This is a genomic window from Thermomicrobiales bacterium (assembly GCA_023954495.1).
Classification (GTDB): Bacteria; Chloroflexota; Chloroflexia; order Thermomicrobiales; family CFX8; genus JAMLIA01.
In genome coordinates this window covers 1-12,561 of record JAMLIA010000090.1, presented here as the reverse complement: position 1 = coordinate 12,561, position 12,561 = coordinate 1, and the positions used below count along the sequence as shown (strand labels likewise).

Here is a 12,561-nt window from a genome sequence, read left to right as displayed (position 1 = left end):
GCGTGAATCAGATGATTGCTTCGCCCCGAAACAGCGTCGTTGTCACGCCACCAACCCAGATCATCCCGTGTTCATCTGACGTAATCGTGATGTCTCCTGCGCGACCGAGTCGTGAACCCTGAGACACCCGGTACCCGTCGGTTACCGCGCCAGTGCGGAACAGCCATTGGCCGACTGAAGCGTTCATCGAACCGCAAACGGGGTCCTCTGAAACGCCGAGCGCCGGAGCGAATGTGCGCATCTCGAACGCGTGCTCCGAGCCGTCCGGGTACGCGCCAATTACACCGATCATGGCCTCCGGAATCTGTGACAGATCGGGATTGAGTCTGAGGACTTCCTCCGAGGTCGCCAGCCGACAAACGGCCCAACCCGGCCCATTGTCGATCCACTGATGCGCCAGAATCTGACCCCGCTCAAGGCCAAGTGCCGACGCGATCTGCGTCAGGTAGTCTTCGTCAAGGTCGCCGGAGCGAATGGTCGGCGGTGCAGCGAACGCGAATCTGTCATCGTCGCGCCGAATCTCGATCAGTCCCGCCTCAACCTCCTGCACAATTAACGCCGGATCGCGCGGCACTCCGCCACTCTCCAGCCAGGCGTGCGCCGAACCGAGCGTCGGATGACCGGCGAACGGTAGCTCGCCGCCGGGCGTAAAGATCCGCAGGCGATAGTCGGCGGTCGGGTGAGTCGGCGGCAAAACGAACGTTGTTTCCGACAGGTTCGTCCAGCGTGCGACACGCTGCATCGCTTCCTCGTCGAGCCCATCCGCGTCCAGTACCACCGCGACCGGATTGCCGAGATACGGCGTCCGTGAAAAGACGTCCACCTGCGCGAATCTTCGAGCTTGAGCCATAGCTTCCCCGTCTCCTAGTTACGTGATCTCGGGTGGCCGACTGCATTCAGGCAATACCATAACCCTAACCACCACCGACGTTCGCGCTCAAACAGGGGAACGTTTGGCGATTCCTGTTTCGAAAGATTGCCCGGCTGCCCCCAACCGTAAGATCAGCGCAATTTGGCGTTGCGCATCTCGCTGCCCCTGCTCGGTTACACTTCACTGTCGGTCGTCGGCAGCACGATGCTGCCTGTCAGGCTGACGCTCTACCATGGTGAGGAAGGTTGATCGCGGATGAATATCATCATCCCCGTCGGCGGCCTCGGCACCCGGCTTCGCCCACAAACGTGGAGCCGTCCGAAGCCGCTTGTCAGTGTCGCGGGGAAGCCCGTTCTCGGCCACGTGCTCGATACGCTCAGCTCAGTCGAGATCGATCGTGCCGTCTTTGTGACCGGTTTTCTTGGCGAGCAGATCGAGGAGTACGTTCGCGATAACTACGCGTTCGATTCAGTGTTCGTGAAGCAGGACGAGCCGCTTGGCCAGTCACACGCGATCATCCAGGCTCGCGGCCAGATCGCTGGACCAACGCTCATCGTCTTCCCAGACATGATCTTTGAAGCGCCACTCACCGCTTTGAGCAACCTCGACGCCGATGGCGCGATCTTCGTCAAGGAAGTTGATGACCCTCGCCGCTTCGGCATCGCAATGCTCGACAACGGCTGGGCCACGCAGCTCATCGAGAAGCCACAAGAACCCGAGAGCAACCTCGCCATCATGGGCATCTACTACATGCGCGAAATCCGCGATCTGTTTCAGGCGATCGACCGCCAGATGGCCGACTGCATCCAGACCAAGGGTGAGTTCTACCTGGCCGATGCCGTCCAGCTCATGATTGATGACGGTGCGCGGATGACGACGCTGCCGGCAACGGTCTGGGAGGACTGCGGCACCCCGGACGCGCTGCTCGATACGAACCGCTTCCTGCTCGCCAGGTCGCACACCACACACTCGACGCCCGACTCCGTGTTCTTCCCGCCAGTGTTCATCTCCGAAACGGCCACGGTCGCCGGTTCGGTCATCGGACCGAATGTCAGCATTGGCGATAACGTCGTCATCGAGAACGCGATTGTGCGCGACTCGATTGTCGACGCTGGCGCGACGATCGATTCAGCGATGTTGACGCGATCGATCGTTGGTCGCGACGCGATCGTTCGCGGTGAGCCGTTGCGTGTCAACGTCGGCGATTCGTCGGATATCGATTTGCGTTCGAACCGCGAGAATGGCCAGCACCGTGTCTGAGTCAACTCAGCGCTGGGTAGAAGTCACTGTCCCGGCGAACGCCGAGTCTGTCGAATCGGTCTGCGAGCTGCTGTCCACCTTCGGCTACAACGAAGGTGTCGTCATCGAGGAGCCATACAAACAGGACGACGATGGCGACAATCTCGAGATCGACCCAACTCGCCCCGTCCTCGTCCGCACCTGGTTGCCGGTCGACGAGCGCACCGAGCAGCAGAAGGACGCGCTGACCCGCGCCATCTGGCATTTCCAGCAAATCGGTGGCGTTGGGGAACCGACCTTCGCTGAGCGTGAAGAAGAAGACTGGGCCAATGCCTGGAAAGAGCATTTCCAGATTCTGCGCATCGGGAAATCGTTCGTCGTGAGGCCGACCTGGCGCGAATACGAGCCACGCGAAGGCGACCGAGTCATTCACCTTGATCCGGGCATGGCGTTCGGCACCGGCCTGCATCCATCGACTGAGATGTGCATGCTGTTCGCCGAAGAAGTTGACCTCGACGGTCTCGCCGTCCTCGACATCGGAGCAGGCTCAGGCATTCTTGCCATCGGCGCGTTGCGCGCCGGCGCAGCCAGCGCCGTCGCCGTCGAGATCGATCCGGTCGCCGCGCGTGCTTTGGCCGAAAATGTCCGGCTGAACGACATGGAGGATCGCATCTCGGTCGTCGCAGCGCCGATCGATCAGGCCTGGCTTGGCGATGTGACGTTCCCGATCGTCTTCGGCAATCTCATCGCCCGCATCCTGGCCGACAACGCGGCGTCGATCGCGCAACATGTCGCTCCGGGCGGTCTGCTGATCGCCAGCGGCATTATTGAAGAGCGCGAGCAGCTGGTGGTCGATGCATTCGAACCGCTCGGTATCACCGTCAAGGCGCGCAAGCAGGCGGGTGACTGGGTGGCGCTGCTCCTCGAACGTCGCTGATCGCACCATGCGCCGCCATCGCTTCATCGTTGAGCAGCCGCTCGCCGCAGGGAGTCATATCGCCCTGTCTTCGGAGCAGGGCCGCCAGGCACGCAGCGTCCTGCGCTTGCGCGTTGGTGATCCGCTGGAAATATGCGATGGTGCCGGTCGCGTTGCCGACGGACGCATCAGTTCAGTCGAGCGCAGCGAAGTCACCGTCGAGATCGAGTCACTTCGCGACGAGGTCTCCAGACCGCCAATTCACCTGACCGTCGGGCTCGCACTCCTCAGGGGTGAACGCTTCGATCTGGCTGTCCAGAAGCTGACTGAGGTCGGGGTGAGCAGCATCATTCCGCTAGCCGCCCAACATTGCGTGGTATCCTACGCTGTTGATCGCGACTGGGAGCGGCGAGCTGCTCGGCTTCGGCGCATCGCGATCGAAGCGACCGAGCAATCCGAGCGCACGATGGTGCCACACATTGATCGGCCAGTCAGCATTGAGGACATGCTCGCCGATCGCACCGAAAAATCAGTGTTTGCACTTCTGGAGCGTTCAGCCGAGGTTTCAACGCCCATTGCTGATGTCGCATTCGCAGAGCGCACAACCATATTGATCGGACCCGAAGGTGGCTGGAGTGACGCTGAGCAGATGCTTCTTCGGGCACGTGCCCAGCCGGTAACACTTGGTGCATTCATCTTACGTTCTGAAACAGCAGCAATCGTCGCGGCCGGAACCCTGATGCAGCGAGCCTGGTCAGCACGAACTCATGAGGAAGTAGGCTAGCGAGCGTGGTTGTACGGATTCAGGATATTACGCGGCCAGACTTTATGCGCCGGACTGCACTCGCGCCGGATCGCCCCGGCGAAGTGCAGCACGTCGCACCCGGATCGCTTGCTGAAGAAATCGGCATCGAGCCGGGCGACCGCATCCTGAAGGTTAATGGTCGGCCATTGCGCGATATCCTCGACTTCCAGTACTACGCCGCCGAGGAAGAGGTCATCCTCGAAATTGAGCGCGATGGCGATATCCATCAGTGCGAGGTCGAGCGTGACGTCGATGAGATCTGGGGTATTACGTTCTCCGACCCGACGATGGACGGTATCCATGTCTGCGAGAATGCCTGCCCGTTCTGCTTTATCAAGCAGATCCCAAAGGGCATGCGCCGCAGCCTCTATGTCATGGACGACGACTATCGACAGTCGATGTTGCACGGCAGCTTCGTCACACTGACCAACCTGACCGAGGACGACTGGCAGCGGATTGAAGAACAGCGCCTCGGCCCGATGCACGTCTCCGTCCATGCCACCAACCCTGAACTACGCGCCCAACTGGTCGGCAACCCCAAGGGGGCGCTGATCATGGAGCACCTCGCCCGACTGGAGCGTGCCCGGATCGACTACCACGTCCAGTTCGTCCTCTGCCCGGGCGTCAACGACGGCCCCGAGTTGGAGCGCTCGCTAACCGATCTGTCCAACTGCGGTGAGCATCTGAAGTCCATCGCTGGCGTACCAGTTGGCCTGACGAAGTTCGGCTTCGAGCGCCAGAAGATGCGCGTGCGCGTCTCGCGTCCCTGCAACCGCACGCTTCCAGGTGCGATGCTGGAGATGCGGCGCTATGCGCCGGAAGAGGCACGCGGTGTCATTGCCCAGGCTGAGCGCTGGCAGAAACATTTCCGCAAGACACGCGGCGAGACGTTCTTCCATCTCGGCGACGAGTTCTATCTGATGAGCGAAAGCAAGGTGCCATCGACGCGGCACTACGACGGCTTCCCGCAGGTTGAGGACGGCATCGGCATCACCCGCCTCTTCCTCGATGACGCGAGGAAGGTCGTCCGTCGTGGTCGAAAGGTCCCAGTCGCAGGTACTCCCGGCCTGATCGCGTGCGCCACACTGATCGGGCCGACGATGGAGCGCGAAGTCGCTGCAGTCAACGCGGCGACCGGCACGGAGATCGACGTTGCTGTCGTCGTGAACAAGTTCTTTGGTCCCGAGATTAACGTCTCCGGATTGTTGAGCGGCCAGGATCTCGTTTCGACGCTGGCTGATCGCCCTGGCGACTCGACCGTCTACATCTCGACGACGATGATCTCTCGCCGCACCGGCACGCTCCTTGATGACATGACGATCGAGGATCTGCAGACGGCGCTCGGACGACGTGTCGTCCCGGCCGAGCATCTCTCCGATGTGCTCGCTGACATGCGCACATCGGCCACGGTCGCTGCCTGATTCACGGCACCTGGAGATCGCGAAACGGGTGATCTGGATGAGCAGTCGCCGCGCCAAATCGCAAGCCGTACCGACGGCCACGCTGGACATTCTCGTCCAGCCGCGTGCCTCGCGAGCTGAGATCGTCGGTTTTCACGACGGAGCGCTTAAGATCCGCGTGACTGCGCCACCGGTTGACGGTGCCGCAAACGCTGCGATCGAGAAGCTGCTTGCTTCATCACTGGGACTATCAAAGAGTCAGGTGGCGATCATCGGCGGGCAGACCAGCAAAAGGAAGCGGGTCCGTGTCGACGGGCTGAATCAGAGAGAGCTCAACTCGCGCCTGACGGAATTCGCGAAGGACGCCTAGCGCCGGGCGCGCCGCCAGGCGAGCAGGAATGCCAGCAGTCCTGATACGCCGGCCACGAGTTGCGTGACGAAGCGATTGCGCGGTTGCCCGCCTTCAGTCGCCTCCTGCTGCAATCGCAGCCATAGTCGGATCGTCTCTCCCATTGCTCGAAAGACAACCTTCGGGCTGCCGCCGGAGGACTCGCCGGCCGGACGTGGGTAGTGATTGACGCCCACCTGCGCGATCGTTGCGCCACGCTGCTTCAGGCGGATCAGTAGTTCAGTATTGATCAGCGCGCCGGGCGAGGTCAGCTCAATGCCTTCCAGCAGATCGCCACGGAAGATCTTGAACGCGCAGTCGATATCGCGCATGCGGAGGCCGAATAGTACCCAGACCGCTAGCCCGAACACACGCGCAAACACGATTCGGTAGAACGGATCGCGGCGCTTGATTCGATACCCGGCCACGACATCGTAATGCGGTACGTAGGGCAGCAGTGCGCGGATGTCGGAGATGTCAAACTGCCGGTCGGAATCCATGAACATGACGGCAGCGCCGGTTGAAGCCTGAAAGCCAGACGTGAGCGCCGCACCATAGCCACGGTTGACTTCATGATGCACGACCCGTACGCGCTGATCCGTGGCGACGAGGCGGTCGGTGATGTCACTCGTGCCATCAACACTGCCATCGTTGACGACGATGACCTCGTAATCCGCGACGACCTGAGGGAGGACTTCCAGCGCTCTGCTGACGACAGCCTCAATGTTCCCGGCTTCGTTGTGCGCCGGCAAAATGAGCGACAGCTTCCGATCGAGCATCAGCCCTCCAGGCTCCGGACGTGCGTACCCCGCGACAACGATGCTTCTGTCGCGGGGTTCTTCAGGCAACGACAAGTATACGAGACACAAAACCGTAACGAAGGTATTCGTCGGCTGCTCACGGGACGAGCTGGAACTTGACTCCGCCAAGCTCGACGAAGTCACCGGGGCGGATGCCGGTTGGCACCCGAATCTGCGTTCCGTTGACATATGTGCCGTTGGTCGAGCGCAGGTCGGTGACCCACCAACGATCCTGCTCCCAGCTCATCTGGGCGTGCTCAGAGGATATGAACGAACTGTCCACCCGAATCGTCGCCCGCGGATGTCGACCGATCACCGTGACCGGCTCCAGATCGAAGACCTCGCCACGCCGCAGGTTCGACTCGCCCGCATCCGAGACAAGCAACGCGCCGGACGGAACCGGCGCTCCAGCGGCGACTTCGCCACGGGACGCCAGAACGCGCAACTCACGCAGGACGACGCGAATCACCTGATAGACGAAGAAGTACAGGAGGAAGATGAAGACGACCCGCAAGAGCAGGACGAACCATTCAAATGGCAGCTCAGATACCAACGATTGACGACCTTACCGGAACGACGGCATCAACGGTGGTGTACGCCTCCAGTGGGCGCAGCGTACGGCAGAAGCTCCATCACCACTGTCCCGAAGGTAATCATATCGCCGTCATTCAGGCGCGCCGTCGCCACCCGGCGGCCATTGACCATCGTGCCGTTGGTGCTCTCCAGATCGGTTAGCTCATAGGCACCGTTGCGATACTCGATCTTCGCGTGATGGCGTGAGACTTCAGCCGCATCAACGACAACGTCGTTGTCGAGAGCCCGCCCGACCGCAATCGTCGGTCGCCGCAGGATCACTGTCTCGCCCTGATGGTCGCCGCTGACAAAGCGCAGGAGCTTGGGCGGCACATCGCCGGATGCCTGGATGACGCGGTAGACCTCTGTCCGCTGGATCTCGTCCTGCTCGACCCGATCGAGCCCCGGCAGCTGAACAATGCTGGCTTCGACCTGGATCTGCCGTCGCGTGACAATGTCCTTGCCAAAGATCTGCACCCGCACCAGGTCGATGAACCGGTAGTCGCGTTGATCGGCCAGATCGATCAGCCACTCCTCCATCTGATGGCAGAGCGCTGGAACAAAGTCCGCGAACATCACCATGTCGAGAGGGTTCATGCTGACGTGGTAGTCGTTCGGAACGATCATCCCGTCGACCGAGGCGACCTTGCGACTCTCCATCGCCCGTTCCAGACGACGGCCGATCTCGGCGGGCTGGATTGCTGGTCGGAAGATACGCCCAACCGTCCCCTCAACGACATGCTCGAAGAAGTTTTCGAACTTGTCGAGGGCGGTCATTCCGGCGAGGCTCCGAATGCTGGCAGCGGCGAACAGTGCGACACAGGCGTGCCGCATGGGGATTATAGGTGCCATCTTTCAGGCCGGTCAAACCGATGCCGGTCAAACGGGCGCTGAATCTGTATAGTGCTGGTGGCCGATACCGCCGGAGAGACACCGAAACCAGGCTGGAGGCATCGACGTTGAACACGTCAACAGACACGCCGATCAGGATTGCGCCGTCGATCCTGAACAGCGACCTGACTCGCATCGGAGACTCCCTCAAGCTGCTCGAAGACGCTGGCGCGGACTACGTGCATCTCGACATAATGGACGGGCGCTTCGTTCCCAACATCTCGATCGGCATCCCTGTCGTCTCCTCAGTCCGAGAGGCAACGACGCTACCACTCGACGTGCACCTGATGATCGTCGAGCCGGAGCGCTACATCGACGACTTCATTGACGCCGGGGCCGACATTGTCACGATCCATGTCGAGGCAACGGTCCACCCCCATCGCGTGCTGCAGGCGATTCGCGAACGTGGCGCGCGCGCCGGGCTGGCACTCAATCCGGGCACGCCGATCAGCCATGCGTTGGAGTTGTTGCCGCTGTGTGACCTTGTGCTCGTCATGAGTGTCAACCCGGGCTTCGGCGGCCAAAGCTTCATCCCGACCTCTCTGCGACGCCTCAGCGAAGCGCGCGACGCCATCGCTGCCCACGGCTACCCAACGATCCTTGAGGTCGACGGTGGGATTTCGGTGCGCACTGCACGCCGCGCAGTCGAGGCAGGCGCGACCATGCTGGTGGCCGGAACGGCAGTGTTTGGGTCGGAACGTGGGGTCGTCGCGGCCGTTCACGATCTCCGGGAGGCGGCGAGCGGTCGAAATACTGGCTAGCAGTTTGCGGTTGCACACATTAGCGTTCCAGCTTGGAGCGCTGAACCAACCACGGAGAGGACAGAGCGCAACATGGCCAAACCACATGGCAGCAACGAGATTACCCATACACTTCTCAATATTCGCCAGACGCGCCAATATACTGGCGGCGACGTGTCCGATGAGATCGTGAACGAATTGCTGGAGGTCGCGCGCTGGACTGGTAGCTCGCGCAATACCCAGCCGTGGCACTTCGTCGCGGTCACCGACAAAGACATCCTCGCTCAGCTCGGCGCGCTGCGCACGCCGATCAACTGGGTCTCAGAGACATCGTTCGGCATTGCCATCGTCCTCGACGGTGATGCGGAACTCAGCGAGGCCTATGACGAGGGGCGCGTCACCGAGCGCCTGATGATCGGCGCACAGGCGCTTGGTCTGCACAGCGGTGTTGCCTGGTTTGGCGACGATGCGCAGCAAGCCGAGGCCAAGCGCATCATGAACATCCCGGAAAAGATGACTGCCCGCTCGCTGGTCGCAATCGGCACTGCCACGACCTCGAAGGACCCGCGTCCGAACCCGGCGCAGGGTGGCCGCCATCCGCTGTCAGAAGTTGCCAGCTTCAACCGGATGAGTGACTAGCGGTCAGCCGCCGTTGAATCAGATTCACGGAGCATCGCTGCGGCCACAATCGCAGCGATGCACACGATCCCTGCGATAACGAAGCTCTCGCGGATGACATCGAGCGTTATGGGGATCACGTGATCGTCGACCATCTGCTGCTGGCGGGCGAAGTATTCTGCGGTTGTCTCGCCCGGTTGAGGCGACACTGTCGGCAGATCGGCGATGCGCTGGTTGAGCCGTGAGAGCGCAAAAGCAGTGATCGCTGAGAGCCCGACCGTCATTCCGAGCAGCCGCGCCAGCAGCACCAGCCCCGAAGCCGCGCCGTAGTCATCCATGTGCGCGGCGCGGATCGCAACCTCGCCAATCGGCGCGATGACGATCCCCAGCCCCAGCCCTGCCGTGGCCATCGTCGCCGCCATCCAGCCCATGTGCAGCTCGTTCGGCCACCACCACATCGATACAAAACCACCGGCACCGATGAGCAAGCCAGCAATCGCCGTCGAGCGCACGCCGAGACTGTTCACGGTACGGCCGCCGATGAGCGCGCCGACAGTCATCGCCAACGTAAAGCTACCGAGCAGCATTGCTGTCCGGGTCGCGACAACATCCTCGTTCGACAGCAGCGCGACCGCCAGCGGCGCGTTGACCATGCCAGTGATAAGCGCGACGCCGACCAGAAGATTAGCGACCCCGGCAGCCTGGAACAGCCGACGACGAATCAGCGCACGTGGCAGGATCGGTCGCTCACGACCGCCGCTCGACCAGCACAAATCAATCAATAGCGCCAACGCTAGCGCAAGCAACGGCCAGCGCCAGGCGGCCAGCGGATTGGTCTCTGCGCCCAATCGCGCCGCGCCCTGCCCGGCCCCGAGACCCGCTTCCCCGCCGGACGACAGCGCCAAACAGAACGCCACCAGACCCGTCGCGCCCAGCATCGCCCCGCTCAGCGGTGGAAGTTGACGCGTCGCCACGCGCGGCGTATTCCGAGCCGTCGTAACCAGCACCGCTCCGGCAATCAGACCGATCGGCAGATTGAGCCAGAAGATCGCGCGCCACGAATCGAGCAGCTCGAAGATCGCCGATCCCCAGACCGGCCCCAACACCCAGCCAAACGTGTCGACCGCCGCGACCAGACCCAAAACCACGGCACGCCGTCGCGGCGGCACAACATCGGCCACCAGCGCCATCGACACCGGCAGCATCGCTCCGCCGCCCAACCCTTGCAGTGTTCGTCCAGCGATCATGGATCCGAGGCTATCTGCCAGCGCCGCCACGGTCGAGCCGAGCAGGAACAGTCCCAGCGCAGCACCGAACACCGGGTAACGCCCGAGGCTGTCCGACAGCTTGCCGGACAGCGGCACCGTCACCGTGTATGCCACGAGATACGCCAGTACGATCCAGGAGTAGCGGTCGGCATCAACGGCGCTGATGCCGAGGTCGTTGATGACACGCGGCAGGATCGGGGCGACGACTGTCAGATCGAGCGCGGCCAGAAACACGACCGCCAGGACTGGCAGCAGCAGCCTACGCGGGACAGGTGCCGCGTGCATCGATTCAGGTCTGGTCAGGATGTCGGAGCTTCAATCGTCACGTCGTCACCCTGCTTCGTGAGGTCGAGCGTCCAGGTGACAGGATTCTCACGGGCATCGCTCGGCTCCTTCAGCTCGATCCGCAGCAGGTCGTTCGTTTCCGTATCGACCCAGAGCCGGATGTCGATCTCGTCGCCCTGAATCGCCCCGCTGGTCACCCGAGCCACCGCATCCTCGCTAACAGTGCCATCGACCTCGCGCGAGTTTCGATCGTTTATCGTCCAGGTCTTTCCCAGCGTTGTGTTTTGCAGCTTGCCGAGGATCGGCTCGATACCGTCGTTCGCATCAAAAAGGATCGACGGGTTGTAGTTGAAGTCCTCAGGTGCCTTCTCCCACGATCCGGTAATGACGTTCGTCATCCACGTCTGCGAGCCGATCGCGATCATGGAGATGTTGGCCGACATCACGCTGACATCGATCTTCGCATCAGCCTTCACCGCATCCGGGCGCTTCAAATCACCTTCGGCGCTGAGCAGCTTGATGGCGCCAGATGAATCGATGAACGAATCGCCATCGACGGTCAAAGCGAAATGCACTGTGTCCGTCGCGGCCCACTGCGCTCCGGCGGCGCTCAGGACAGACTCGGCCGTAACGTCGCCGTCATCACCATCGCTGCCGCCCCCGCCACATGCCGCTGCAACCAGCCCGACCCCGATCAGCGCTACGACAATGAACCGTGTCAGACGCATGCATACTGTCCGTTTCCACTCATGTCACGCCCGCCTCTTCCATCGTCATTCAATCGCGGACGGGACGGTACAGTATCATATGGCTCGGGCGCGAACACCGCGCCAGGCGCACCGTGCAGCTGAACGGATATCGAACCGAGGAGAGTCTCGCGCGTGGAGGACAGTCGTCTTATCGTCGGTGCTGCGACCGACCCCGGACCGGTCCGTGAGGGCAACGAGGACGCGGTTTACCACGAAATCGTACAAACTCCCACGGCGGATGAACTCCTCGTTCTCGCCGTCGCCGATGGCGTGGGCGGCTACCAGCGCGGTGAGGTCGCGTCCAGCATGGCAATCGACGCATTGCGCGAGCGATTCACCACCGCTGAATCCGATGACGTCGTAATCCTGCTCAAGCAGGCGTTTCGCCAGGCGAACGAGCAAATTTACGCCGGTGGCTCCGTCGACGGCGAGCACAACATGATGGGCACCACGCTCGTCGCCGGTATCGTCAAGGGCATGGACCTCGCCGTCGGCAACATAGGTGACAGCCGCGCCTACCTCGTCCGGGCCAAGAACCTCAATCAGATCACCCACGACCATTCCCTTGTCGCCGAGCAGGTTGCGATGGGCGCAATGACGCAGGACGAGGCCCGCGGCAGCCAGCACAAGAACATCATCACCCGCGCGCTCGGCCATCGCCAGCGCGTCGACGTCGATATCTTCGAGCTAACGCTGCTGCCCGACGACCGCCTGCTGCTCTCGACCGACGGCCTGCACGATCACCTCTCCGACGACGAGATGACCTCAATCCTGCTCTCGATGCAGCCCGAAGATGCCGCCAAGGAATTGGTCGATCGCGCCATTCGCGCAGGCTCGACCGACAACGTCACTGCGCTCTGCGTCTGGGCCGCACCGATCAGCATCCTCGATGCCCCGGCCGAAGAGCCGGTTGCCGACTCGCGCATGAACCTTGTCCTGACGATTCTGGTCGTGCTCGGCCTGCTGATCTTCGTTGCCATCGTCGGCTACGTCGTCTTTGTGACGTGATCCACGATGG

The 12,561-nt window shown here is 62.0% G+C and carries 14 protein-coding genes; 8 read left to right on the top strand and 6 right to left on the bottom strand.

Annotation, left to right across the window (positions count from 1 at the left end; translation table 11 throughout):
• Positions 1–7: 7 nt before the first annotated feature.
• Positions 8–850: a PhzF family phenazine biosynthesis protein gene (locus M9890_13720; protein ID MCO5178010.1), complete on the bottom strand. Its 843-nt coding sequence runs from the start codon at positions 848–850 to the stop codon at positions 8–10.
• 276 nt (positions 851–1,126) lie between these two features.
• On the opposite strand from M9890_13720, the gene M9890_13715 reads away from it, so the two are divergent.
• From M9890_13715 to M9890_13695, 5 genes are read left to right on the top strand one after another with little or no spacing between them, the layout of a single operon-like run.
• A complete protein-coding gene (locus M9890_13715) occupies positions 1,127–2,131 on the top strand; it encodes a sugar phosphate nucleotidyltransferase (protein MCO5178009.1) in 1,005 nt (334 codons plus the stop codon).
• Positions 2,124–3,047 carry a 50S ribosomal protein L11 methyltransferase gene (prmA, locus tag M9890_13710; GenBank protein ID MCO5178008.1) on the top strand — a complete coding sequence of 308 codons (924 nt, stop codon included), beginning with the start codon at positions 2,124–2,126 and terminating at the stop codon, positions 3,045–3,047. Before M9890_13715 ends, prmA begins: the two co-directional genes overlap by 8 nt.
• The gene (locus M9890_13705) at positions 3,013–3,810 is read left to right on the top strand and encodes a 16S rRNA (uracil(1498)-N(3))-methyltransferase (GenBank protein ID MCO5178007.1); all 798 of its coding nucleotides are present in this window, start codon (positions 3,013–3,015) and stop codon (positions 3,808–3,810) included. The genes prmA and M9890_13705 overlap by 35 nt, the downstream gene beginning before the upstream one ends.
• Before the next feature lie 44 nt (positions 3,811–3,854).
• Positions 3,855–5,252 (top strand): DUF512 domain-containing protein, encoded by a 1,398-nt coding sequence (locus M9890_13700; protein MCO5178006.1) that lies wholly within the window; start codon positions 3,855–3,857, stop codon positions 5,250–5,252.
• Positions 5,253–5,289: 37 nt separating this feature from the next.
• The gene (locus M9890_13695; GenBank protein MCO5178005.1) at positions 5,290–5,601 is read left to right on the top strand and encodes a DUF167 domain-containing protein; all 312 of its coding nucleotides are present in this window, start codon (positions 5,290–5,292) and stop codon (positions 5,599–5,601) included.
• Here the strand turns inward: M9890_13695 and M9890_13690 are convergent.
• The 3 genes from M9890_13690 to M9890_13680 all read right to left on the bottom strand — a co-directional run bounded on the left by M9890_13690 (position 5,598) and on the right by M9890_13680 (position 7,769).
• The gene (locus M9890_13690) at positions 5,598–6,398 is read right to left on the bottom strand and encodes a glycosyltransferase family 2 protein (protein MCO5178004.1); all 801 of its coding nucleotides are present in this window, start codon (positions 6,396–6,398) and stop codon (positions 5,598–5,600) included. The two genes, M9890_13695 and M9890_13690, sit on opposite strands and share 4 nt — an antisense overlap.
• A 118-nt stretch (positions 6,399–6,516) precedes the next feature.
• On the bottom strand, positions 6,517–6,972 hold the full coding sequence (locus M9890_13685; GenBank protein ID MCO5178003.1) for an FHA domain-containing protein: 456 nt from the start codon (positions 6,970–6,972) through the stop codon (positions 6,517–6,519).
• Between the two features lie 29 nt (positions 6,973–7,001).
• Positions 7,002–7,769 (bottom strand): DUF3662 domain-containing protein, encoded by a 768-nt coding sequence (locus M9890_13680; protein MCO5178002.1) that lies wholly within the window; start codon positions 7,767–7,769, stop codon positions 7,002–7,004.
• A 182-nt stretch (positions 7,770–7,951) separates the two neighbouring features.
• Here M9890_13680 and rpe point away from each other — a divergent pair, with 182 nt between their 5' ends.
• A complete protein-coding gene (rpe, locus tag M9890_13675) occupies positions 7,952–8,644 on the top strand; it encodes a ribulose-phosphate 3-epimerase (GenBank protein MCO5178001.1) in 693 nt (230 codons plus the stop codon).
• Between the two features lie 72 nt (positions 8,645–8,716).
• Positions 8,717–9,262, top strand: a complete 546-nt coding sequence (locus M9890_13670; GenBank protein MCO5178000.1) for a nitroreductase family protein — start codon at positions 8,717–8,719, stop codon at positions 9,260–9,262.
• On the opposite strand, the gene M9890_13665 is transcribed toward M9890_13670, so the two are convergent.
• Positions 9,259–10,794 (bottom strand): MFS transporter, encoded by a 1,536-nt coding sequence (locus M9890_13665; GenBank protein ID MCO5177999.1) that lies wholly within the window; start codon positions 10,792–10,794, stop codon positions 9,259–9,261. The genes M9890_13670 and M9890_13665 overlap by 4 nt on opposite strands.
• 14 nt (positions 10,795–10,808) lie before the next feature.
• Complete coding sequence (locus tag M9890_13660; GenBank protein MCO5177998.1) at positions 10,809–11,522, bottom strand: LppX_LprAFG lipoprotein; 714 nt, start codon at positions 11,520–11,522, stop codon at positions 10,809–10,811.
• 153 nt (positions 11,523–11,675) lie between these two features.
• On the opposite strand from M9890_13660, the gene M9890_13655 reads away from it, so the two are divergent.
• Positions 11,676–12,551 carry a Stp1/IreP family PP2C-type Ser/Thr phosphatase gene (locus tag M9890_13655; protein MCO5177997.1) on the top strand — a complete coding sequence of 292 codons (876 nt, stop codon included), beginning with the start codon at positions 11,676–11,678 and terminating at the stop codon, positions 12,549–12,551.
• Positions 12,552–12,561 lie beyond the last annotated feature (10 nt).

Coding starts and splice junctions, on each gene's coding strand:
- M9890_13680 (MCO5178002.1), bottom strand. CDS start 7,769: ATGACCGCCCTCGACAAGTTCGAAAACTTCTTCGAGCATGTCGTTGAG.
- M9890_13665 (MCO5177999.1), bottom strand. CDS start 10,794: ATGCACGCGGCACCTGTCCCGCGTAGGCTGCTGCTGCCAGTCCTGGCG.
- M9890_13700 (MCO5178006.1), top strand. CDS start 3,855: ATGCGCCGGACTGCACTCGCGCCGGATCGCCCCGGCGAAGTGCAGCAC.
- M9890_13720 (MCO5178010.1), bottom strand. CDS start 850: ATGGCTCAAGCTCGAAGATTCGCGCAGGTGGACGTCTTTTCACGGACG.
- M9890_13690 (MCO5178004.1), bottom strand. CDS start 6,398: ATGCTCGATCGGAAGCTGTCGCTCATTTTGCCGGCGCACAACGAAGCC.
- M9890_13670 (MCO5178000.1), top strand. CDS start 8,717: ATGGCCAAACCACATGGCAGCAACGAGATTACCCATACACTTCTCAAT.
- M9890_13695 (MCO5178005.1), top strand. CDS start 5,290: ATGAGCAGTCGCCGCGCCAAATCGCAAGCCGTACCGACGGCCACGCTG.
- M9890_13660 (MCO5177998.1), bottom strand. CDS start 11,522: ATGCGTCTGACACGGTTCATTGTCGTAGCGCTGATCGGGGTCGGGCTG.
- M9890_13715 (MCO5178009.1), top strand. CDS start 1,127: ATGAATATCATCATCCCCGTCGGCGGCCTCGGCACCCGGCTTCGCCCA.